Source organism: Isoptericola sp. S6320L (assembly GCF_023015685.1).
Classification (GTDB): Bacteria; Actinomycetota; Actinomycetes; order Actinomycetales; family Cellulomonadaceae; genus Isoptericola; species Isoptericola halotolerans_A.
The window spans coordinates 1-22,057 of sequence record NZ_JALKAT010000034.1 but is presented as its reverse complement, the minus strand read 5'-3'; the positions used below and the strand labels follow the sequence as shown (position 1 = coordinate 22,057).

At 74.3% G+C, this 22,057-nt stretch carries 18 protein-coding genes and 1 pseudogene; 8 read left to right on the top strand and 11 right to left on the bottom strand.

Going from position 1 to position 22,057, the window contains the following annotated elements:
* Window positions 1-9 precede the first annotated feature (9 nt).
* The 3 genes and pseudogenes from MWU57_RS15125 to MWU57_RS15115 form a co-directional block, all read left to right on the top strand.
* Entirely contained in the window at window positions 10-243 is a 234-nt protein-coding gene (locus MWU57_RS15125; protein WP_246910254.1) for a DUF4244 domain-containing protein, read from the top strand.
* Complete coding sequence (locus MWU57_RS15120; protein WP_246910253.1) at window positions 240-590, top strand: TadE family type IV pilus minor pilin; 351 nt, start codon at window positions 240-242, stop codon at window positions 588-590. Before MWU57_RS15125 ends, MWU57_RS15120 begins: the two co-directional genes overlap by 4 nt.
* Window positions 530-946: pseudogene (locus MWU57_RS15115) on the top strand (Rv3654c family TadE-like protein); the annotation flags it as partial. The gene MWU57_RS15120 and the pseudogene MWU57_RS15115, both read left to right, overlap by 61 nt.
* Before the next feature lie 18 nt (window positions 947-964).
* Here the strand turns inward: MWU57_RS15115 and MWU57_RS15110 are convergent.
* Window positions 965-1,831, bottom strand: coding sequence for a CoA ester lyase (locus tag MWU57_RS15110; RefSeq protein WP_374108567.1), 867 nt, complete (start codon window positions 1,829-1,831; stop codon window positions 965-967).
* Window positions 1,832-1,847: 16 nt separating this feature from the next.
* Window positions 1,848-4,409, bottom strand: coding sequence for a DEAD/DEAH box helicase (locus MWU57_RS15105; RefSeq protein WP_246910251.1), 2,562 nt, complete (start codon window positions 4,407-4,409; stop codon window positions 1,848-1,850).
* 224 nt (window positions 4,410-4,633) lie between these two features.
* Between MWU57_RS15105 and MWU57_RS15100 the strand changes: the two genes are divergently transcribed.
* Both MWU57_RS15100 and MWU57_RS18225 read left to right on the top strand, forming a co-directional pair.
* Window positions 4,634-5,494, top strand: coding sequence for an LPXTG cell wall anchor domain-containing protein (locus MWU57_RS15100; protein WP_246910250.1), 861 nt, complete (start codon window positions 4,634-4,636; stop codon window positions 5,492-5,494).
* 211 nt (window positions 5,495-5,705) lie between these two features.
* Window positions 5,706-6,554, top strand: a complete 849-nt coding sequence (locus MWU57_RS18225) for a transglycosylase family protein (RefSeq protein ID WP_281495793.1) — start codon at window positions 5,706-5,708, stop codon at window positions 6,552-6,554.
* A gap of 18 nt (window positions 6,555-6,572) precedes the next feature.
* On the opposite strand, the gene MWU57_RS15090 is transcribed toward MWU57_RS18225, so the two are convergent.
* Both MWU57_RS15090 and MWU57_RS15085 read right to left on the bottom strand, forming a co-directional pair.
* Entirely contained in the window at window positions 6,573-7,916 is a 1,344-nt protein-coding gene (locus MWU57_RS15090) for a M18 family aminopeptidase (protein ID WP_246910247.1), read from the bottom strand.
* A gap of 95 nt (window positions 7,917-8,011) precedes the next feature.
* Window positions 8,012-8,968: a glycoside hydrolase family 19 protein gene (locus tag MWU57_RS15085; RefSeq protein ID WP_246910245.1), complete on the bottom strand. Its 957-nt coding sequence runs from the start codon at window positions 8,966-8,968 to the stop codon at window positions 8,012-8,014.
* Window positions 8,969-9,231: 263 nt separating this feature from the next.
* Between MWU57_RS15085 and MWU57_RS15080 the strand changes: the two genes are divergently transcribed.
* The gene (locus MWU57_RS15080; RefSeq protein ID WP_246910244.1) at window positions 9,232-10,011 is read left to right on the top strand and encodes an alpha/beta fold hydrolase; all 780 of its coding nucleotides are present in this window, start codon (window positions 9,232-9,234) and stop codon (window positions 10,009-10,011) included.
* Between the two features lie 3 nt (window positions 10,012-10,014).
* On the opposite strand, the gene MWU57_RS15075 is transcribed toward MWU57_RS15080, so the two are convergent.
* From MWU57_RS15075 to MWU57_RS15065, 3 genes are read right to left on the bottom strand one after another with little or no spacing between them, the layout of a single operon-like run.
* Window positions 10,015-10,989, bottom strand: a complete 975-nt coding sequence (locus MWU57_RS15075; protein ID WP_246910242.1) for an ArsA family ATPase — start codon at window positions 10,987-10,989, stop codon at window positions 10,015-10,017.
* Complete coding sequence (locus MWU57_RS15070) at window positions 10,980-11,246, bottom strand: cory-CC-star protein (RefSeq protein WP_246910240.1); 267 nt, start codon at window positions 11,244-11,246, stop codon at window positions 10,980-10,982. The genes MWU57_RS15075 and MWU57_RS15070 overlap by 10 nt, the downstream gene beginning before the upstream one ends.
* Window positions 11,246-12,985, bottom strand: a complete 1,740-nt coding sequence (locus tag MWU57_RS15065; RefSeq protein WP_106264707.1) for a carbon starvation protein A — start codon at window positions 12,983-12,985, stop codon at window positions 11,246-11,248. The genes MWU57_RS15070 and MWU57_RS15065 overlap by 1 nt, the downstream gene beginning before the upstream one ends.
* Before the next feature lie 214 nt (window positions 12,986-13,199).
* Here MWU57_RS15065 and MWU57_RS15060 point away from each other — a divergent pair, with 214 nt between their 5' ends.
* Complete coding sequence (locus MWU57_RS15060) at window positions 13,200-15,491, top strand: sodium-translocating pyrophosphatase (protein ID WP_246910238.1); 2,292 nt, start codon at window positions 13,200-13,202, stop codon at window positions 15,489-15,491.
* A gap of 30 nt (window positions 15,492-15,521) precedes the next feature.
* Here the strand turns inward: MWU57_RS15060 and MWU57_RS15055 are convergent, their stop codons facing one another.
* The 4 genes from MWU57_RS15055 to MWU57_RS15040 are packed head-to-tail and all read right to left on the bottom strand — an operon-like array spanning window position 15,522 to window position 20,861.
* Window positions 15,522-16,379, bottom strand: a complete 858-nt coding sequence (locus MWU57_RS15055) for an energy-coupling factor transporter transmembrane protein EcfT (RefSeq protein ID WP_246910236.1) — start codon at window positions 16,377-16,379, stop codon at window positions 15,522-15,524.
* Window positions 16,376-18,124, bottom strand: a complete 1,749-nt coding sequence (locus MWU57_RS15050) for an ABC transporter ATP-binding protein (protein WP_246910234.1) — start codon at window positions 18,122-18,124, stop codon at window positions 16,376-16,378. The genes MWU57_RS15055 and MWU57_RS15050 overlap by 4 nt, the downstream gene beginning before the upstream one ends.
* Window positions 18,124-19,134 (bottom strand): cell division protein FtsQ, encoded by a 1,011-nt coding sequence (locus tag MWU57_RS15045; protein WP_246910232.1) that lies wholly within the window; start codon window positions 19,132-19,134, stop codon window positions 18,124-18,126. Before MWU57_RS15045 ends, MWU57_RS15050 begins: the two co-directional genes overlap by 1 nt.
* 38 nt (window positions 19,135-19,172) lie before the next feature.
* Window positions 19,173-20,861, bottom strand: coding sequence for an HAD family hydrolase (locus tag MWU57_RS15040; protein ID WP_246910230.1), 1,689 nt, complete (start codon window positions 20,859-20,861; stop codon window positions 19,173-19,175).
* Window positions 20,862-21,016: 155 nt separating this feature from the next.
* Between MWU57_RS15040 and MWU57_RS15035 the strand changes: the two genes are divergently transcribed.
* On the top strand, window positions 21,017-21,997 hold the full coding sequence (locus tag MWU57_RS15035; RefSeq protein ID WP_246910227.1) for a LacI family DNA-binding transcriptional regulator: 981 nt from the start codon (window positions 21,017-21,019) through the stop codon (window positions 21,995-21,997).
* Window positions 21,998-22,057 lie beyond the last annotated feature (60 nt).

Genomic DNA, 22,057 nt, shown 5'->3' with positions numbered 1-22,057 from the left:
GGAGAACGCATGACCGAGAAGACGCAGCGCGTCGACGACGACCTGGCCCCCGGGGTTCTGGCGGGAGAGCCCGGTACCGGCCGTTCCGACGCGCTCGACCCCGAGGCCGGCCTCGCCACCGCGGAGTATGCGATCGCGACGATCGCCGCCGTCGGGTTCGCGGGGCTGCTCATCCTGGTGCTCCAGAGCGACGCCGTGCGCGGCATGCTCGAGTCGATCATCAGCTCGGCGCTGTCGGTGTGAGCGCGCGCGACCGGGGAGAACGCGGCTCGGTGACGGCCGAGCTGGCCGTCGGCATGCCGGTGGTCGCCCTGCTCCTGGTCGCGGTGCTCACGCTCGCGGCCGCGTCCACCGCGCAGCTGCGCGCGGCGGACGCGGCCCGGGCGGGCGCCCGGCAGGCCGCCGTGAGCGGGGACCTCTCCGCCGCGGGCTCCGCCGTGGCACGGGTCGCCGGCGGCGACGCCGAGGCCACGGTGACCCAGGAGGGCGACTGGGTGCGGGTGGTCGTCACCCGGCCGGTCGTCGGCGGATGGCTCGCCCACGGGCCGCTGCGGGCGACCGGCGAGGCCGTCGCCTGGGTGGAGCCATGACGGGTCCGCCTCGTGCCAGGAGCAGTGACCGCGAGCGCGGCGCCGGCACGGTGCTCGTCCTCGGGCTGGCGGCGGTGGTCCTTCTGCTCTGCACGGCGGTCGCGGCGCTGGGCGCGGCCCAGCAGGCGCGGTCCACGGCGCGTTCGGCCGCGGACCTCGGTGCGCTGGCCGGAGCGACGGCGCTGCGCTGGGGACACGACGCCTGCACGACGGCGGAGCGCGCCGTCCGGCAGAACCACGCGCAGGTGGTGGCCTGCGACGTCGGGCACGGTGGCTTCGTGACGGTCACCGCCGCGCGGTCCGTGGCGGGCACCGCTGGGCCGTGGGACGCGGCCGGCCGCGCCGAGGCGACGGCGCGGGCCGGGCCCCGCCCGTCAGCTCGGGTCGATGCGGAACAGCTGGGCGCGCTCGGTGATGAGACGCGCGCGGGCGAGCCGCGGCTTGTCGGACCCGTCGCGGATGACCGACCCGGACGCCTCGAACTCCGCGAGGAAGTCGAACGCCCAGGCGACGTCGGCGGGCGCGGGGGACAGGACCTCGTTGACCACGGCGGGCTGCTCGAGGTCCAGGCAGAGGCGCCCCGTCATGCCCATCGCGACGGCGTCGCCCGACTGCTCGCGCAGCAGGGGGTGGCTGGAACCCACGGTGGGACCGTCGACGGGACCGGGCAGGCCGCCGATCCGGCTGGCGGTCACGAGCCGCGAGCGCGGGTAGGCCATCGCCAGCGGCTCGTTGGCCGCGCCGGTGTCGCGCCGGTAGTCGCCCGAGCCGAACGCGAGCCGGAACGTGCCGGGGGCGCGGGCGATGCTCACCGCGTCCTCGATCCCCAGCGCCGACTCGACGAGGGGCACCACGGGAAGGTGCCCGCCGAGCCGCTGCACGGTGTCGACCACCTGGTCGGGGCTCTCGGTCTTGGCGAGCATCACCCCGCAGAGGCCCTCGGCGTCGCGGAAGGCACGGACGTCGTCGGCCCAGGCGTCGGAGCCGCGTTCGTTGATGCGCACCCAGGCGCGGCCGCCGGAGGCGAACCAGTCCAGGACACCGCGACGGGCCTCGTCCTTGCGGGACTCGTCGACCGCGTCCTCGCAGTCGAGCACCAGCTGGTCGGCGCGCGAGAGCTGCGCGGCGTCGAAGTCGTCGTGGCGCAGCGCGTTGAGCAGCAGCCAGGAGCGGGCGTTGGCGGGATCCACACGCCGCGCCTCGCGGGTGCGGCGGAGCGCGGTCAGGTCGTCGGTGGTCACGCGACGATCGTAGGCGCTACGTCGCCACCGTCGGTGCCGACGACGGCGAGCCGTCCGGGGCGTGCCGGAGCAGCGCGTCCAGGACCCGCACGGCCGCCGCCTTGTCCAGCGGCGAGTTGTCGTTGCCGCACTTGGGCGACTGGACGCATGCGGGGCAGCCCGTGGCGCACGGGCAGGCGGCGACGGCCTCCCGCGTGGCGCGTAGCCACCGCTCGCCGAGCTCGTAGCCCCGCTCGGCGAACCCTGCCCCGCCGGGGTAGGCGTCGTAGACGAACACCGTCGCCTCACCGGTGTCGGGGTGCTGAGCGGTGGAGACCCCGCCGAGGTCCCACCGGTCGCAGGTGGCCAGCAGCGGCAGGAGCCCGATGGCGGCGTGCTCGGCCGCGTGGAGCGCACCCGGCGTCTCGTCGGCGTCGACACCGGCGGCCCGCAGCACGTGGTCCGGGACCGACCACCACACGGCGGTGGTGCCCAGCGTCCGGGACGGCAGGTCGAGGGCCTCCGTGTCGAGGACCTGCATGTCCGGGATGCGACGCCGCTGGAAGCTCACGACCTGACTGGTGACCTCCACCGGGCCGAGTCCCCAGGTGATCGGGCCCCACTCGCGCCGCTGCGGGGGGCGCGACCCCTCGGGGGCCGGGTGCTCGGGGTCGCCGGGTTCCTCGAGGGAGATCTCCATGACGTCGCGCGACCAGGTGCCGTGGTCCACGTCGCGGCGCACCACGAGCGCCACGTGGTCGTCCAGGTCCAGGTGGTCGACGACGTAGGTGACGCCCTGGTGGACGTAGACCGCGCCGTCGTGCACCTGACCGTCCGCCGAGGCGGCGTCGACCGTCCCCAGCAGGCGGCCCGTGCTCGCCTCGACCACCCGCACCGGCCGCCCGCCGGACCCGCGCAGGTCCGCCATGCCGGCCGCCGGCTGGGCGTGCGTCCAGTACCAGCCGGAGGGGCGACGTCGCAGCAGGCCGCGGGCGACGAGCACGTCCAGCACCTCGCGGACCCGGGCGGGGTCGCCGAACCGGGCCAGGTCCTCGGCGCGCAACGGCACCTCCTGCGCCGCCGCGCAGAGCTGCGGGGCGAGGACGTAGGGGTTGCCGGGATCGAACACGGTCGCCTCGAGCGGGGCGTCGAACACCGCCTCGGGATGGGTGACCAGGTAGGTGTCCAGCGGGTCCTCGCGCGCGACGAACGCCACGAGGCCGTCGGCGCCGGCGCGTCCGGCCCGCCCGGCCTGCTGCCACAGGGACATCCGGGTCCCGGGCCAGCCCGCGACCAGCACCGCGTCGAGGCCGGAGATGTCGACGCCGAGCTCGAGCGCGTTGGTCGTGGCCAGCCCCAGGAGCTCGCCCGAGCGGATGGCCTGCTCGAGCTCGCGCCGTTCCTCCGGCAGGTAGCCGCCCCGGTAGGCGGCGACCCGGCCGGCCAGCTCGGTCGACACGGGGCGCAGGTGGTCGCGGACCTGCTGGGCCACGGACTCCGCACCGCGGCGCGAACGGGTGAAGGCGAGCGTGCGGGCACCGTGCGCGGCGAGGTCGGCGAGCAGGTCGGCCACCTCGGCGGTGGCGGACCGGCGCGGGTGCTCGGCCGCGCCCTCGACGGTGAGGACGGCGTCGGTCTCGTTCGCCTCGGGGTCCAGGGGGTCCGGCAGGGCCCAGGGGTCCTCGTCCTCCGCCGTCGCGCCGCCGGAGCGCTCGAACGCCGGGCCCGTGAGCTCGGGCGGTTGCCAGAGGACGACGGTGCGCCGTCCCGCAGGTGAGCCGTCGTCGGTGACCTCGGTGACGTCGTCGGGCGAGGTCCCGAGGAGCCGGGCGACGCTCGCGGCGGGGTCCGCCGTCGTCGCGCTCGCCACGACGAACGTGGGTGCCGTGCCGCCGTAGTGCTCGGCGAGCCGCGCGAGCCGCCGCAGGACCAGGGCGACGTGGGCACCGAAGACGCCGCGGTACGCGTGCCCCTCGTCGACGACGACGTAGCGCAACCCGCGCAGCAGCCGCGTCCAGCGGCGGTGGGCGGGCAGCAGGGCGAAGTGGAGGAAGTCGGGGTTGGTGAGGACGACGTCGGCGTGCTCGGCGACCCAGCGGCGCTCCTCCGTGGGGGTGTCACCGTCGCACGTGGTGGCCCGGACGTCCCGGGTGCCGGCGGCGTCGAGGAGCCGGGTCAGCGCGGTCAGCTGGTCCGCCGCCAACGCCTTGGTGGGGGACAGGTACAGCACCGTGCTGCGGCGGACCGTCGACTCGATGCGCCCCTGCCCGTCCCGCGCCACGGCGTGTCCCGCACGCACGGCCGTCAGCGCGGGCAGCCAGAACGCCAGCGACTTGCCGGAGCCCGTAGAGCTCGCCAGTGCGACGTCCTCTCCCCGCCACGCGGCGTCCGCCGCGGCGACCTGGTGGGTCCAGGGACGCTCGACCCCGAGGGCCCGGTAGCCCGCCACGAGCTGCGGGTCGGCCCAGCCGGGCCAGTCGGTGTGCGCCGCCGCGCGGGCCGGGAACGTACGGGCGTGCTTGAGCCGGTCGGCCCGGGCGCCCCGAGCGGTCAGCACGTCCAGCAACGGGTGGTCGGCGGACGGCGTCTCGGATGGCACGCCGACAGTCTCGCACCTGCCATTCACCCGCATCGCGTGCCACGGGGGAGGTCCGCTCGCACCGCCGACGTCTAAGATCGGTCGCGAAACCATCAGCCCGGTATGGCCGTCCTGTCGTCTTCATGCCATGAACCCGACATGTCTGTCTGTCCCGGCCGGACCACAGCTCCCGGAACACGCCTGGCGCCCTCGGCCGCTGGGCACCGCCCCGACGAAGGACTCGCATGCGCACGCTCCCGGCCGCCGCTCTCACCGCCGCTCTCGTCATCGCCCCGGCCGCCCTGGCCTGGGCGGGAGGCTCGGACGACGTCACGCCGTACCAGGTCACGGCCGAGGGCATCCAGCTCCCCGACGGGGACGTCTTCCCGGACAACGGTCACGTCAACGTCCGGACGTCGAAGAACGGTGCCCAGATCGGGCAGGCGCACTTCGAGGGCAAGTGCGTCGACCGCACGGACGCCGAGTGTGCCGGGACGCGGCACGAGGTCGCCCAGTACATCGGGCAGGGCTTCATCCCCTGGGCCGCGCTGGGTGTGGCGGCCGGTGAGTGCGTCGGTTGGGTGCAGGTGAGCCACTACGACGAGCACTTCGGCGAAGGCGGCCAGGAGCCGGTCTGCCTCGAGACCCCGGCCCCCGAGGAGACCCCGGCCCCCGAGGAGACCCCGGCCCCCGAGGAGACCCCGGAGCCCGTGGTGACCCCGGAGCCCAAGCCGACGCCGGAGTTCCCCGACACGCCCCCGGTCGTTCCGGGCGAGCCCGTCGAACCGGGAACCGACCTCACGCCCACCGAGCCCACCGAGCCGGTCGCGCCGAGCGAGAGCCCGGCCGCGGTCGTGGACGAGGGCGACGACACCTCCGACGGCACGATCGGCCGCCCGCAGGGTGTGGCGGTCACACCGGGTGCCCCGGAGACGTCCGGGGACGCGGCCGAGGTGAGCGCAGGGTCGGCCGAGCAGGTCCGCGCGCAGACCGGCGCGGAGCTGCCGCAGACCGGCACGGCGGTCACGGGCGTGGTCGTCGCGGCAGTCGCCCTCGTCCTGGGAGGTCTCGGCGTCCTGACGGTACGCCGCCGCCGTCGCGTCTGATCGGGCGACACCACGGGGCGGCCCGTCCGACGGCGGGCCGGCCCGGTGGCTCTATCGCCGTTCGCAGGGCATAAGCGAAGAATGATCGACCTGACCGTTCAGAAGCATTTGTCTATTCTCTGATGAATGGCTTGAGGAATGGTCATGGACGTCTTGTGAAAGAAGTCTCGACCGGGCTGTTATCCGTTCGTGACCATCGTTCCCTGGTCTCATGCCCACCACCAGGACCCGGCGGCTCGCTGCTGCCCTCACGGCGGCCACCGCCGTCGCCCTCGCCCCGCTCGCGGTCGCTCCGGCGAACGCCGCCGCAGCCCCTGCCGCGGCGTCCGCGCTGCCGGCGACCACCGCGGCCACCCTCCCGGCGGCCGCACCGCCGAGCGCCGCGCCCGCCGCCGCCGTCGGCCCTCTCGCCGCGGCGTCCCAGGGCACCGTGCGCTGGGTCAAGGCCGACCGGGCCAAGGTCACGAAGAAGCGCGGGCGGTCGAGCCGCGTCGTGGCCCGGCCGGACGACGGCACGCGGCTGACGGTGCTCGAGCGCCGCACCCGTCTGCTGGAGGTCCGGCTGCCGAACGGGAAGGTGGGTTGGATCGGCAAGCGCCACGTGACGGCCACGCCGTTGCGTGACGTCGGCGGCCAGCGGTTCACGACCAAGCGGGTCGCGATCACCCGCGAGGTCCGCGGGGCGTCCCGCACCGTGGCGCGAGCGGCCCTGGGCACGAAGGTCACCAAGCTCGCCCGGACCACCGGCCGTGACGTCAACCGCGTCAAGGTCGAGCTGCCCGGCGGGAAGACCGGCTGGGTGTCGGCGAAGAAGCTCCGGACCCGCGACGTGTGGGGCCAGCTCGCGCGGTGCGAGTCCGGCGGCCGGCCCGGGATCGCCACGGGCAACGGCTACTACGGCATGTACCAGTTCACCGCCAGCACGTGGCGCGCCGTCGGCGGCTCGGGCCTGCCGCACCGCCACAGCGCCCGTGAGCAGACCAAGCGCGCGCAGATCCTCCAGGACCGCGCCGGCTGGGGGCAGTGGCCGCACTGCACCCGCAAGCTGGGGCTGCGGTAGGGGCCACTCAGCGCCGCGTCACCGGACGAGCACGGCGCCCATGGCGCGCGCGAGGTACCAGGGGTCGACGACGGCGGTCAGCTCGCGGGCGGAGTGCATCGACAGGATCGGCACGCCGACGTCCACGACGCGGATGCCGAGCCGCGTGGCGGTGATCGGCCCGATGGTGGACCCGCACGGGATCGTGTTGTTCGAGACGAACTCCTGGGTGGGCACGCGCGCGGCGTCGCACGCCGCCTGCCAGAGCGCCGCCCCGTGGGCGTCCGTGGTGTAGCGCTGGTTGGCGTTGATCTTGAGGATGGGACCGCCGCCCGCCCGCGGGTGGTTGGCGGGGTCGTGGCGCTCCGGGTAGTTCGGGTGCACGGCGTGGCCGACGTCGGACGAGACGCACACCGACGAGGCCAGCGCCCGACGGCGGTCCTCGCCGCCCGCCCCGAGGGCCCGGGAGACGCGGCCCAGCACGTCGGCGAGGAACGGTCCGGCGGCGCCCGAACGCGACTCCGACCCGATCTCCTCGTGGTCGAACGCGGCCAGCACGGCGACGCCGTGGAGGTCCGCGGGCGTGGCGCCGAGCAGCGCGGTGAGCGCCGCGTGGGTGGACAGCAGGTTGTCCAGACGGCCCGAGGCCCACAGCTCCTCGTGCGTCCCGAACGCGCGCGGTGCCTGGGTGTCGGCGACCACGACGTCGTAGCCGAGGATGTCGGCCGGGTCGACGGCGGCGCCGTCGGGCAGCTCGGCCCGCGCGGCCAGCGCGGCGAGCACGTCGGCGTCGCCGACCTCGCCCAGGCCGATCACCGGCTGCGTGTGGCGCTGCTTGTCGAGCGTGAGGCCGTCGTTGACCTGGCGGTCGAGGTGGATCGCGAGCTGCGGGATGCGGGCGAACGGCCCGGTGCGGACCAGGTGCTCCGTGCCGTCGCGGGTGACGAGGCGCCCGGCGAGCTCGAGCTCGCGGTCCAACCAGGAGTTGAGCAGCGGCCCGCCGTACACCTCGACGCCGGCCTGGACCCAGCCCTCGCGCCCGGTGGTGGGGCGCGGCTTGAGCTTGAACCCGGGGGAGTCCGTGTGCGTGCCGAGCACCGTGAACGGGGTGGTCGCCCCGGCCGAGGGCGGCACGACGAAGGCGATGGCCGAGCCGTCGCGCACGACGACGTAGCGGCCGCCCGGGGCGACGTCCCAGGTGTCCGTCTCGGCCAACGGTACGAACCCGGCGGCCTCGGCGCGGCGGGCCACCTCGGCGGCCGCGTGGTACGACGACGGCGCGGCGGTGACGAACGCGCCGAGGTCCTCGGCGTGCTCCCGGGCCTCCACGGGAACCTCGGGGTGCGGGTGCGGTGCAGGGGTGACGGGGGTGTTCTCCGGCATGGGGGAATCCTCGCACGCGCGCACGGGTCGGTCGGGGGCACGGACCGACGAGGGGCCGACGGCGGTGGGTCCCGCCGTCGGCCCCTGCGGCGAGGTCAGCAGCCGAGGTTGCCACCCGTCGTCGTGCCGAGGATCTGCGCGAAGCGCTGGAACGAGGCGATCCGGCTCTGCACCTGGGCCGGGTTGCCGCCGTCGCACTCCAGGGCGCCGTTGATCGAGCGGATCGACTCGCCGAACCCGGCGCCGGTCACGATCGCCTGGTGGCCGGTCAGGGTGCCGGGGCCCGACTGGGTGTTCCAGTACCAGAGCCCGGTCTTCCAGGCGACGGCCGGGTCGGTCTCGACGAGGTAGGGGTTGTTGAGCAGGTCGATGCCCAGGGCGTCGCCCGCGGCCTTGTAGTTGTAGTTCCAGGAGAGCTGGATCGGGCCCTTGCCGTAGTAGGCCGACTGACCGGCGGGGCACCCGAACGGCTGCGTGGTGTCGCAGTAGTGCGGGTAGTTGGCCTCGTTGATCTCCTTGACGTAGCGCAGCCCGCCCGTCTCGTGGTCCACGTTGGCCAGGAACGCGGCGGCCTCCCGCTTCGCGATCTCGGGGCCGCCGGCCGCGGCGAAGTCCGGGTACGCGCCGAGGGCGTCGACGAGGCCCTGGTAGGTGTAGAACGCGTTCCGCTGCGGGAACATCTGGTCGAACTGCGCGGCGGATACCACGAAGTCACCGGGGTCGACGGGCGGGTCCGTGGGGTCGGGCGTCGAGCCGCCGTCGCAGGCGCCCGCGGAGCGCCAGACGCCCCACTGGCCGGTGGTGCCCGGCGTCTCGCCGAGCGTCCACCACTGCGCGTCCCAGTTCTCGCCGTCGTGCGAGACGACGTCGCCGGCGGTGTACACCGTGCCCGCCGACCAGGCGGGCGCGCAGCTCGCGGCGGAGGCCGACGCGGCGGGACCGGCGGTGGTCCAGGCCAGCGCGCCCGCGGCGGCGACCACGAGGGCGGTGAGGGCGGAGAAGGTGCGACGCACTGCGGCGCCGCGGAGGTCGAAGGCTGTCGATCGGGTCATGGCGAACCTTTCGTCAGGGATGCTCACAGAACCGAGTCTGGGACGCCACCCAGCGATGGACAACACCCGTACACCGATGCCCGACCGTGAGGAAAACCCTTAGCGAGCGACGCCGTGCGGGCCTCGGGTGCGACCCGACGCCGCGGACTGCCGTCGACGATGGTCGTGCGACCGCGCGGCCACCTCCGTACCGTCGTGGGTGGAGAGCGGCGGCGAGGCCGGGCTCCGGTGGGAGGAGGCGCGCGATGGTGAGGCGCCGGTCCGTGAACGGTGTCGATGTCGCGTACCGCCGCGCGGGCGAGGGTCCGCCGCTCGTCCTGGTGCACGGGGCAGGAGAGGACGGCCGCCTGTGGACTCCGCAGCTGCGGTCGCTCTCGGACGAGCTCACCGTGGTGGCGTGGGACGAGCCGGGCGCCGGGGCCTCGGGCGGGCTGCCCGAGGGTTTCGCGCTCGCCGACTACGCCGACGTGCTGGCCGGCCTGATCGTCACCCTCGGGCTCGCACCGACCCCCGTGTGCGGGCTCTCCTGGGGATCGACGGTCACCCTCGAGCTGTCCCGGCGGCACCCCGAGCTCGTGTCCGGCCTGATCCTGACCGGCGCCTACGCCGGATGGAAGGGATCGTTGCCGGCCGCTGAGGTCGCTGCACGCGTCGCCGCCCTCGAGCCCCTGCTGGCAGCACCCGAGGGCGAGGTCGACCTGGTCCTGCCCGACCTGTTCGCCGCGGGGCCGCCCGGCCCGTTCACGGCGCTGGTCGATGCGATGGCGGCGAGCGTGCGCCGTGACAGCCTGCGCACCCAGCTGGCCATCATGGCCGCGACGGACCTGAGTGCCCACCTGCCAGCGGTCCGGGTGCCGACGTTGCTGCTCTGGGGAGAGCTGGACGCCCGGTCGCCGCTCCGTGTGGCGCACGAGATGGCGCGGGTGATCCCGGGGTCGACGCTCGTGGTGATCCCGGAGTGCGGGCACGTCACGAACCTCGACCGGCCCGACGAGTTCGACCGGGCGGTCCGTGCGTTCTACCGAGGGCTGCCCACCCGGTGAGGTTCAGTGCCACCAGGTCGCCAGACGGGCCAGCCCCTCCGCTCCGACGGGCTCGGCCGCGAGCAGCGGCACCTCGCAGCCGGGCACGTCGGGCAGCGCGGACCGCAGGGTGGCCAGGTGCACCGACTCCGCCGCGTGGCGCGCGGCGAGCAGCTCGCCGGCGTCGGCGGGCGAGCGCTTGTTGACCACGAGCCCGCCCACGTCCACCCCGAGCCGGTCGAGCTGCCCCACGAGCTCGACCGTCTCCAGCACGGGCAGCCGCTCCGCGGCCAGGACGACGACGAACGTGCAGGCGTCGTGGTCCGTCAGCACGTCCCTCAGGTGCGCGAACCGCTCCCGCCGCCGGGTCAGCACGGAGCGGATCTCGGCGTCGCGCCGTGCGGTCGCCTCGCCCCGGCCGCCCAGCATCTGGGCGGCGGCGCCCAGGCGGTCGGACCGGTCCCGGCGGCGCAGCAGGCCGTCCGTCCAGGCCCCCATGGTCTCCGGCAGGGACAGCAGCCGGGCGGTGTGCCCCGAGGGCGCGGTGTCCAGGACCACGAGGTCGTAGTCGGCCGTGCCTGTCTGGACGAGGTCGGCCACCCGCTCGAGGATCGCGGCCTCGTGCATGCCGGGGGCGTCACGGGCCAGGTCCAGGTGCCGGTCCACCTCACCGCCCAGGTGCTCGGGCATGAGCCGGCGCAACGTGGCCCGGACCGCGGCCAGGTGCGCCGCCGTCGTGCGCCCCGGGTCGATCTCGACGCCGTCGAGGGACCCGTCGGCAGCCCCTCGGGCGAGGTGGACGACGTCGTCGCCCACCTCGCGCTGCCACAGGTGGCCCAGGTTGTGTGCCGGGTCGGTGGAGACGACCAGCACCCGGCGGCCGGCGCGGGCCTGGTCGAGCGCGACCGCCGAGGCGATCGACGTCTTGCCGACACCGCCCTTGCCGCCGAGGAACATGACACGGCGGCGGGCGGCCAGGCCGTGGAGGTCTAGCAGCACGACACGTGGTCCAGGGGGGAGCGGTCCATGCCGAGGCGGGTGTGCCACTCGTGCACGCGGTCGGCCACCAGGGGCAGCAGCTCGACGGTGTAGTACGTGGCGGGGTTGGGCACCCCGAGCGCCTCGGCGAGCACGACCAGGGTGAACAGGTCGTCCTCGTCCCGCTGGGCGCGAGCCATCGTGCGCCGGTACGGCGCCTCGTAGAGCTCGCGCAGACCTGCGGTGAAGGCGGCGAGGGCGCTCGGGGTGCCGGGCATCAGGCCTCCTGGGTGGGGTTCCCGCCCGCACCGCGCGCGCCGGCGGCGGCCGAGCCGCTGGGCACCGGCTCGTCGGACTCCGGGTCGAAGGATCCCTTGCGCGCGGCGTTCATCGCGGCGGCGGCCTCGACGGCCACCCACAGCGACGCGACGAGGATGACGACGTCGAGGCCCAGCAGCAGCCAGCTCTGGTCCGCCCAGAACGTCCCGAGCTGCACGACGAGCGCGTAGATCGACATCACCAGGACGAAGACCAGCGGGACCAGCACGGGCACGGGGTTGCGCTTCTTGCGGAGCAGGATCACCGCCACGACCGCGAGCGTGAGGGACGCCAGGAGCTGGTTCGTGGTGCCGAAGAGCGGCCAGATGAGCAGCCCGCCGTCCCCCTCGCCGCCGGAGCTGAAGACCAGCCCCATCGCGACCACGAGCACGACGATCGTGCCGACGACCTTGTTGATCCGGATACCCGCCAGCTCACCCGCCTCCTGGACGACGAACCGCTGCAGGCGCACGCCCGTGTCCATCGTCGTGGCGGCGAACAGCACGGCCATCGTGGCCAGGATGGTCGCCGACAACGAGGCGGGGATGCCGAGACCGGCGTTGACGATCGCGGCACCGCCGTCGACGAACGCGCCGACGCCGTTGACGGCGAACGAGGAGTAGACCGCCTCCCAGTCCGCGACCGTCCGGAAGCCCGCCGTCGTGGCGATGATCGCGCCGAGCGCCAGCATGCCCTCGCCGACCGCGCCGAAGTAGCCGACGAACCGGCCGTCCGTCTCCTTGTCCAGCTGCTTGGACGACGTGCCGGACGACACCATGCCGTGGAACCCCGAGATCGCGCCGCACGCGATGGTCACGAAGAGCAGCGGGACGAGGCTGGGCGTGTCCGCCGGCACGTTCTGGTTGACCGCGGGGGCGACGACGGCCGGCGTCGAGAACAGCACGGCACCGTAGAGGATGCCGAGCCCGATGAAGAGCTGGACGCCGTTGATGTAGTCGCGCGGCTGCAGCAGCACCCACACGGGCAGCAGCGACGCGATGCCGGCGTAGACGAACAGGGCCACGATCCAGAACGTCGCGGGCGACATGCCGAGGATCGGGTCGGGCAGGACGACCGGGAACCGGTCGCCGACGAGGATGAGCGAGTAGAGGGCGACGACGCCGATCACGGTCGTCACGAGCAGGTTGATCTTCCAGCGGTAGATCATCTGGCCGATGACCGCCGCCACGGCGATGGCACCCCAGACCGGGATGACCGACGACGGGGTCGCGATGAGCAGGTTCTTGATGACCACGGCGAACGCGGCGATCACCATGAGCAGCAGCAGGAAGATCACCACGAGGAACAGGCCGCGCCCGCGAGCGCCGATGTAGCGGCCGGACAGCATGCCCATCGAGCGGCCCTTGTTGCGGACCGACGCCCACAGCGCCCCCATGTCGTGCATGCCCGCGAAGAACACGGTGCCGAGGGTGACCCAGAGGAACGCGGGCAGCCAGCCCCAGATGACGGCGATGGCGGGCCCGACGATCGGTGCGGCGCCGGCCACCGAGGTGAAGTGGTGACCCCAGAGGACGAACTTGTTGGTCGGGACGTAGTCGACGCCGTCGCGCATCTCGTGGGACGGCGTGCGGTAGCCCTCGTCCAGCCGGTAGATGCGGCTGGCCAGGAACTTCGAGTAGAGGAAGTACCCGGCGAGGACCATGGCCAGGCCCACCACCATCAGCACCAAGGAGTTCACGCTGTGCTCCGATCCAGTCGTCGTTGACCTTGTGCCGGGGAGTCTACGGCGGCCCCTGGGTGCCCGGGGCAGACGTCCGTTCGTGACGGCCGTCACGTGTGAGTAGACTCACGCGCATCCCGCCGTCAACGGCGACGGCGGGGTGTCCAGCAGACGCTCCGCCCCGGTCGAGGAAGACCCGGACGCGGCGCGTGGCACACGTCGAGGAGGACGGATGCTCACACTCGGGTCCGACAGCATCACGATCGTCGCGGTCATCGCGGTGATCGCCCTGGCAGCGCTCGTGTGCGCCGCCGTGCTGCGGCGGCAGGTGCTCGCCGCAGTCGGTGGCACCGACAAGATGCAGGACATCGCCCAGGCGGTCCAGGAGGGCGCGTCCGCCTACCTCAGCCGGCAGTTCCGGACCCTGGCGCTGTTCGCCGTCGTGGTGTTCGCCCTGCTCTTCCTGCTGCCCGGCGACGGCGGGGTCCGGGTCGGACGGTCGGTCGCGTTCCTCGTCGGTGCCGGGTTCTCCGCGGCCATCGGCTACCTCGGGATGTCGCTCGCCGTGCGGGCCAACGTCCGGGTCGCCGCGGCCGCCACCCGGCCCGACGGCCGCCGGACGGGTGCTCGGATCGCGTTCCGCACCGGCGGCGTCGTCGGGATGTCGGTCGTCGGGCTGGGCCTCCTGGGTGCCGCCGTCGTCGTGCTGGTCTACCGCACCGACGCCCCGGCCGTGCTGGAGGGTTTCGGGTTCGGGGCCGCGCTGCTCGCGATGTTCATGCGCGTCGGCGGCGGGATCTTCACCAAGGCGGCCGACGTCGGAGCCGACCTGGTCGGCAAGGTCGAGCAGGGCATCCCCGAGGACGACCCGCGCAACGCCGCGACCATCGCCGACAACGTGGGCGACAACGTCGGTGACTGCGCGGGCATGGCCGCCGACCTCTTCGAGTCCTACGCCGTGACCCTCGTCGCCGCCCTCATCCTGGGCAAGGCCGTCATGGGGGAGCAGGGCCTGGTGTTCCCGCTCGTCGTCACCGCGGTGGGCGCCTTCGTCGCCCTGCTGGGCGTCGTCATCACCCGGATGCGGGAGAACGAGTCCGGCCTCACCGCCATCAACCGCGGCTTCTACGTCTCGGCCGTCGTCGGCGCCGGTCTCGCCGCCCTGGCCGCGTTCGTCTACCTCCCGGGCTCGTTCACGGGGATGGGCGGCACCGCGGACCTGACCGGCGTCACCTCCGACCCGCGCGTCGTCGCCTCGCTCGCCGTGCTCATCGGCATCGTCCTGGCCGGCATCATCCTGTGGATCACCGGGTACTTCACCGGGACCGACTCGAAGCCGACCAAGCACGTGGCGGCGACCTCCCGCACCGGCGCGGCCACCGTGGTGCTGTCGGGCATCGGCGTCGGCTTCGAGTCGGCCGTCTACACCGCCGGCGTCATCGCGGCCGCGATCTGCGGCGTGTTCCTGCTCGCCGGCGGGTCCATCTGGCTGTCGCTGTTCCTGGTGGCGCTCGCGGGGTGCGGCCTGCTGACCACGGTCGGCGTGATCGTCGCCATGGACACGTTCGGTCCGGTGAGCGACAACGCGCAGGGCATCGCGGAGATGAGCGGCGACGTGGACGACGAGGGCGCCCAGATCCTCACGGACCTCGACGCCGTCGGCAACACCACCAAGGCGATCACCAAGGGCATCGCCATCGCGACGGCGGTCCTCGCCGCGACCGCGCTGTTCGGCTCCTACGCGGACGCCGTCGAGACGGCGGTCGCGGAGGTGACGACGGTGGGCAGCGGGCTCGTGGGCGCGATGCTCAGCTACGAGATCATCTCCCCGATCACGCTGGTCGGCGTCATCCTCGGCGCGGCCACGGTGTTCCTGTTCTCCGGCCTGGCGATCGACGCGGTCACCCGGGCCGCCGGCGCCATCGTCTACGAGGTGCGTCGCCAGTTCCGCGAGCACCCCGGGATCATGACCTACGACGAGCGGCCGGAGTACGGCAAGGTCGTGGACATCTGCACCAAGGACTCCCTGCGCGAGCTCGCCACCCCGGGCCTGCTCGCGGCGTTCGCACCCATCGCGGTGGGCTTCGGGCTGGGCGTCGGCCCGCTGGCCGGGTTCCTCGCCGGGACCATCGGCGCAGGGGTGCTCATGGCGATCTTCCTGGCCAACTCCGGCGGCGCCTGGGACAACGCGAAGAAGATCGTGGAGGACGGCGCCCACGGCGGCAAGGGCTCCGAGGCGCACGAGGCCACGATCATCGGCGACACCGTGGGCGACCCGTTCAAGGACACCGCCGGCCCGGCGATCAACCCCTTGATCAAGGTGATGAACCTGGTCTCGCTGCTCATCGCCCCCGCGGTGGTCATGCTCTCGGTGCCTGCGGACGCCAACCACGTGCTGCGCATCGCCATCGCCCTGGTGGCCGCCGGCATCGCGATGGGAGCCGTGGTGCTCTCCCGCCTGCGTGCGGCGCGCGTCGACCGCGAGACCGAGCCGGAAGAGGTGCCCGCCGTCGCCACGCGGTGAGGTGGGCCGGGTCCGCTCCGAGCGTGCCGGTCACGCGAACGCGTAGACCGCCACCACCACGGCCAAGGTCGCCCCGAGCAGCAGGGCGTCGCCCCCGGTCCAGCGCAGGTGCGCGAGCCGGAGGCGGCGCCCGTCGCCGGCGGCGGTGGCCGCGGTGAACCCGCGCGTCTCGAGCGCCTCGACGGTGGTGCGGGTGCGCTTGGCCGTGTTGAGGATCAGCGGGTAGAAGGCCTGCACGGCGATCCGGCCGGCCCGCGTCAGGGCGCGCCACCCCAGGAACCCGGCCCCGCGTGACGGCGCACCGCGCATCCGGTGACCGTCGACGATCGTCTGGAACTCGTCGACCAGCACCGGCACCATCCGGTACCCGTAGCTGACGGCGAACCCGAGGATGGCGGGCGCCCGCAGCGCCAGCAGGGCGTCGGTGATCTTCTCCGGGTCGAGCGACACGAACGCCGCCATGGAGACCAGCGACACCGTGCTCAGCTTGAAGTACGCCTGGGCCAGCCCGGTGACCGATCCCAGGTCGCCGCCCAGCACCAGGACCAGCACGAGCAGGTAGCCCACCTGTCCCACGGTGGACAGCACGAACAGACCGAGCAGGAGCGGCCCGATCCGCGCGGCGAGCGCCGCGCCGAGGGCGAGCCCGAAGAACGCCCCCAGGACCCGCAGGTCGTAGGTGAACCAGGGCGCCAGCGCGCAGACCGCGTACCAGAGGACGACGGCGCGCGGGTCGCGCCGCGCGAGGAAACCGCCGCGCGTGGCGTAGGCGACCCGCATGAGCTCGAGCTTGACCCACTCGACGCTCGTGCGGTCCCAGCCGGTCCGACGGCGGGCCCGGCGCTGCGCGGGCCGGGTCTCGGCGGGCGTGGACGTGGCGGCGCTCATCGGGCACGCTCCACGAGCTCGTCCACCGACAACGGCACGGGCGCCATGCCGAGAGCGGCGCCGACCTGGCTCACCTGGGGCGGCACGAGGCGGGCGCGGGAGAGGATCTCGGGCGACGCGAACAGCGTGGCCGGGTCGGTGTCCGCGAGGACGCGTCCGCCGTCGAGCACCACCACGCGGTCCGCCCACTCGGCGACCAGGTGCATGTCGTGCGTGGCGACGACGGTGCAGCGGATGTGCGCGGCCAGCGCCGCCAGCATGGCGATGACGTCGTCGCGCGAGCGCAGGTCGAGGCTGGAGGTGGGCTCGTCGAGCAGCAGCAGGCGGGGGCGCATGGCCAGCGCGACGGCGAGGGCCGCGCGGCGCTGCTGGCCGCCGGACAGGAGCCGCCCGTCCCGGTCGGCGACCTGGGTGAGCCGCACCCGTTCGAGCACTTCCTCCACCAGCGTGTCGGCGTCGGGCACCCGGCGGCCGCGCGGGTGCATCGCCACGTCGCCGCGCACGGAGTCCGCGAGGAACATCTCCTCGGGGCGCTGCACCAGGTAGCAGACGGCGTCGGAGAGCTCGGCGGCGGACACCCGACGGGTGTCCCGGCCGTCCACCTCGACGGTGCCGTCGCGGGGGAGGGTCAACCCGGCGAGGAGCGCCAGGAGGGTCGACTTGCCGGCACCGTTGGAGCCCACCAGCGCTACCTTCTCGCCGTCGTGCAGGCTGAGGTGGAGGTCGTCGAGGACGACGGAGCGGCCGCCGGCGATGGTGCGGTACCCGTGCGTGACGCCGGCGACCGTGGCGACGGGCGGCGCGTGCCGGACCGCGGCGCGCGGGACCGTGGCGGAGGTCGCGAGGGGAACAGGCGGCGAGGGCAGCGACGAGAGCAGCGTCGTGCACTCCTCCACCGTGAGCGGCAGGCGCGGCGTGCCGGGCGCGAGCCGGCGCGCCAGGTCGATGACCTGCGGGACGGGGATGTCGGCCTCGGCCAGGTCGTCGACCCGGCCGAGCGCCTCCCGCACCGGCAGGTGCCATCGCGGGGCGCCGTCGGCCATGAGCACCACCGACCGGGCGTACCGGGCCACCAGCTCGGCGTGGTGCTCGATGACCACGACGGTGACCCCGCGCTCGCGGTTCAGCCGGGCGAGGTGCTCGTAGAGGGCCGTCGCGCGGGCCGGGTCCACCTCGGCGGCGGGCTCGTCCACGACGAGTAGCCGGGGCGCGAGCGCCAGCGCCCCGGCGAGCGCCGTCAGGTGCTGCTGGCCGCCGGAGAGCTGCCAGGTGAACGTGTCCCCGATCGAGGTGAGGTCGAGGCCCGCCATCGCGCGGTCGGCGCGCTCGGCCCAGTCGGCGTGGCCGAGGTTGAGCGGGGCGAACCCGACGTCGTCGCGCACCGTGGGGCGCACGAGCTGGTTGCCGAAGTCCTGGAACACGTAGCCGACGTCGGCGCCGAGCTCGGCGACGCCGAGGCCTGCGGTGTCCCGGCCGAAGACCTCCACCGAGCCGGTGAGGTCGCCGTTCCAGAAGTGGGGCACCAGACCGTTGAAGGCCTTGCACAGCGTGGTCTTGCCCGAGCCGTTGCCGCCGACCACGGCCACGAAGTCGCCCTGCGCGATCCGCAGGTCGACCCCCCGCAGCGAGTCCTGCTCCGCCCCCGGGTAGCGGAACGTCAGCCCGCGCACCTCGACGGCGGCGGCAGCCTGCGACGGCGGCGCGGACGGGGCACCGGGCGCGGTGACCGTGGTCGGCGTCGGCATCAGCGGTCCTCGTCCTGGCGGGTCGAGCCGGACCGGGCCGCCGCGTCCGTCCGGGCGTCGCGGCGACGGCGCACCACCGCGACGAGGGCGAGGACGACGGCCAGGCCGACCACGAGGCCGACGAGCGCCGCGATCCACACGACGTTGTCGCCGTAGGTGTCGGTGAGCTCGGTGTCGAACGACCCGGCGGTGGTGACGGCCTCCTCCCGCCCGACGAACTCCTCCCACTGGCTGAGGACGCCGATCAAGGCGGCGGTGAGGATGCCAAGGATCGCGACCCACCAGAACGACAGCCCCCAGGGGCCGACGAGCCGGGGCGGGTTCTGCGGGTCGCGGGGCCGCAGGCCCATGAGGGGCTCGATCTTGCCGTGCAGGCGCGGGGCGAGCCAGGCGGCGGCGAGACCGCCGAAGACCACGCCGGTGATCAGCAGCGCCATGAGGAGCTCGAAGCCCTCGGCGACGACGACGGCGAGGAGCGTGCCGCCCTGGTCCTCGAGCTCCTCCGGGTCCACGCCGACGGCGACCTTGGCGACGTCGATGACCGCGGAGGAGACCTTGTCGATCGCCACGAGCGCCAGGGCTGCGGCGAAGAGCTGCTGCACCTTGCGGGGGTCCTTGACGAGGCAGCCGGCCACGTAGGTGCCGATGAAGAGCTGCAGGAAGCCCTCGAGCTCGCCGAACCCGCCGAAGCTGCCGAGCAGCAGGTCGGCGATCACGGCCTCGCCGATCGCGACGCCGAGCGCCACCCACAACGGGGTGAGCAGCGCGGCGAGCACCACGGGGATGAAGGCGAAGTAGGCGACCTCGAGCTCCAGCGGTCCGACGGAGAACGAGGGCAGCATGTCCGCGACGATGTCGGCCACGCCGAACAGCGTCATCGACAGCACGAGGATCATGAGCTTCTGGGAGCCGGAGATGCCGTCGGGGTCGTGCACGCGGCGGCGCAGTGCGCCGGCCGCGCTCACGGGGTGGCGGGCGGGGGCGGGGTCTGTGGTCGGCGAGCTGGTCATGGTGGCCTTCCTCGGTCGGATGGTGCTCGTCGTGCGGGTCACCGGCGGGTGCCGGCGCGGGCTACGAGGCCGCGCAGCAGGGCGGCGACCTCGTCGATCTCGGCGACCTGGTGGTCGGGGGTGTGCTCGCCGCCGGCGGGCAGGGCGGCCAGCGCCTCGTCGCCCGTGGAGCCGCCGCGCACCAGCACGACGGTCCCGACCCCGGCGGCGCGGGCGGCGACGACGTCGCGGTGCGGCTTGTCGCCGACGAACACGGCGCGGGCAGCGTCGGCGTCGAGGGCGGCCAGGGCGGTGCGGACCGTCGTGGGATCGGGCTTGCGGAGCCCGAGCTCGTCGGAGTACACGTGGGCGCCGACCAGGTCGTCGAGGCCGTGCTCGACCAGCTCTTCGCGCACCGCTCGCCCGCACACCGTGTTCGAGACGACGGCGACGGGCACGCCGGCGTCGCGGGCCGCGGTGAGGAGCTCGCGCACGCCGGGTCGCACCGTGGGGGTGGACTTGGTCCGGGCGTAGTCGACCATGAGGGCGTGCGCCTCGGCGCGCAGCCAGTGCCGCACGCCCGTTCCGTGGTGCTCGAGCAGCGGCCCGACGAGGTCGACCCAGAACGTCGGCGCGTCGATCTCGGCGACGGCGGTGCCGCCGTCGTCCGCCTGCTCGTTCTGGTCCTTCCAGGCCTTGTGCGCGGCGCGCGCCCGGTCGAGCACGTCGACGGCCTCGTCGGTGCCGGTCGGGTACCCGGCGGCGCTGAGGCCCGCGGCCAGGCGCGCCGCGAACGCGCGCCGGGTGGCGCCGTCGGGCCGCGAGACGGCGATGACACCCCCGTGATCGAGCAGCAGCGCGCTGACGGCCCTGCGGGCGGCGGACGCTGGCGGTGCCGGTGGCCGGGCCGGGGCGTCCGGCCGGGACTCCGCCAGCAGGCCGGCGAGACCGCGCGGGTCCTCCAGCACGAGGTCCGGCTCCTCGGCCACGGGGAACGGCGGCCGGTCGGTGTGGTGGTCGCGGGTGAGCACGACGGCGCCCGTCCCGGCGCGACGCCCGGCGACGACGTCGCGGTCGAAGGTGTCGCCGACGTACCAGCAGCGGTCCGGCGTCGTACCGAGCGCGCGGGCGGCGAGCTCGATCATGCCGGGGTGCGGCTTGCGGATGCCGACCTCGTCGGAGTACACCTGCACGGCGAACGCCGAGGCGAGGCCCTGCTCGGCGAGGATCGCCCGGTGCGCACGGCCGGAGTGGGCGTTGGAGACGATGCCGAGCGGGACGCCGAGGTCGCGCGCGGTGGCCAGCAGGTCGCGCACCCCGGGGCGGACGGCGTGGTCGGTCAGGGTGCGGGTGATCGTCTCCTGGAGCTGCCCGGCGGAGCCGGCGAGGACCTCCCGCTCGGCCGCGGTCAGCGGGGAGCCGTAGAACTCGCGCCAGATGGTGCGGTGGTCCAGCTCGGTGGGCTCCAGCAACCGCGAGGAGGCGTTCTTCCAGTCCTTCAGCGCCTTCTTGCCACCCTGCAGCACCGGCAGGAGCTCCGCCGCGGATCGCCGATGGCCGGCACGGGCGAGCGTCGCGGCGACGTGCTCGGCCATGGCCTCGAGGCCGCCGGGACGCTTGCTGGTGGTCAGCACGACGCCGCCGAAGTCGAGCAGCAGTGCCGCCGGGCGGGTGCGCAGCGTGGGTGCCCCGGCGGTGCCGGGCAGCGTGTCGGGGCGGGCGGTCTCGGGGCTCGGGGCGATCGTCACGACGGCGACGCTAGGGACGGGCAACGTCTGGGCAGCGTCGCGGTGGTGGCCTCCCGGTGAACGACGCCGGAACTTCTGGAACGTTCCAGACGCTCGCCGTGGTCCGCCCGCGCGTCGATGTCGCGCCGTCGCCGTCGGCTGGGCAGGATGGCCGCGTGCCGCCCGCCTCGTCCCGACCACGCCCCACCCTGCTCGACGTCGCCGCCGCCGCCGGGGTGTCGAAGTCCCTCGTCTCCCTGGCGCTGCGCGGTGACGCCGGGGTGTCGGAGCGCACGCGGGAACGCATCCTCGTCGTCGCGGACCAGCTCGGCTACCGGCCGTCGCTCACCGCCCGCACCCTCAAGCAGGGACGGTCCATGCTGCTCGGCGCCGTCATCTCCAGCCTCGACAACCCGTACCACACGGAGATCGTCGCGGCGGTGGAGCAGGCGGCCGAGGCCGCGGGGTTCTCCGTGGTGCTCGCGCACGGGTCCCGGGAGCGCGGACGGCTCGCCGGCCGCGTCCAGCAGCTCCTCGACCTCGGTGTCGACGGGCTCGTCGTCGTCTCGTCATGGGTGCCCGAGGAGGTGCTGGTCACCGCGGCCCGTCGCGCACCGGTCGTCATGGTGGGCCGCACCGCGACCCCGGTGGCCGGCATCGACTCCGTCAACAACGACGACGAGCAGGGCGCGGCGCTCGTCGTCGACCATCTGGTCGCGCGCGGGCACCGGCGCATCGCCCACGTCACGTCGTCGACCCGCCCGGCCGGGATCGCCCGGCGCAGCGGGTACGAGGCGGCCATGGGGGCCGCCGGTCTGGGGGCGGAGGTGCGGGTCGTGCGACCGGACCCGGCCGCGCTCGACGCCCTGGTGCAGGACGGCACGACCGCGGTGTTCGCACGTAACGACGTCGAGGCGGTCGACGTGCTCGACCACGCGCTCGACGCGGGGCGGCGTGTCCCGGCCGACCTCGCCGTCGTCGGCTACGACGACACGATGCTCGCCCGGCGGGCCCGCCCCGCTCTGACCACCGTGCAGCAGCAGCGTGACGTCATGGGGACCCGTGCGGTGGCGCTCCTGCGCGAGCGGCTCGACGGGCGGACCGACGACGTCCACGAGGTGCTGGAGCCGCGGCTCGTGGTGCGCGCGTCGGCCTGAGCCCCCCTCTCACGCTGTGGGTGCACGACACGCCGCTACCCCCGTGGGGATAGCGGCGTG